This is a genomic window from Pseudomonas sp. SIMBA_067, from assembly GCF_046534675.1.
Lineage (GTDB): Bacteria > Pseudomonadota > Gammaproteobacteria > Pseudomonadales > Pseudomonadaceae > Aquipseudomonas > Aquipseudomonas putida.
Genome location: NZ_JAWRYH010000140.1, coordinates 1 through 352, shown reverse-complemented (window position 1 = coordinate 352; position 352 = coordinate 1). Strand labels below are relative to the sequence as shown.

At 68.5% G+C, this 352-nt stretch carries 1 protein-coding gene; it reads right to left on the bottom strand.

The features are described from left to right. A partial coding sequence (locus SB765_RS28420; protein WP_410932328.1) for a GspL/Epsl periplasmic domain-containing protein occupies positions 1 to 352 on the bottom strand: 352 nt, incomplete at both ends.

The window sequence follows — 352 nt, the reverse complement described above, 5'->3', positions numbered from 1 at the left end:
ACGGCTGCTCCCAAGTCGAAGATCACTTCGCCACTCAGCACCTGCACGGCGGCGCCAGCTGCGCTGGCCATGTCTTGCCAAGGTGGCGCGGCCCCCTCGCCCGCCAACCGCACGCGCCAGCGCTGGCCATCGAAGCGCACGGCTTGCAGGCGCCAGCCGGGGTGATCCCGCAGCCACGCCTGCAACGTTGCCTGCAAGTCTTCGAGCTGGCGTGTGCGCACTTGCTGTTGCAACCCACTTTCACGCAGGCGCTTGAGGGCCTGAGCGGCATGCCGTGGGCTGGCCTGTTCGCCTGTCACGGCAATGACCTGGGCCCGCCAGAGTTGCGCCTGGCGCCATTGCTGGCTCAACC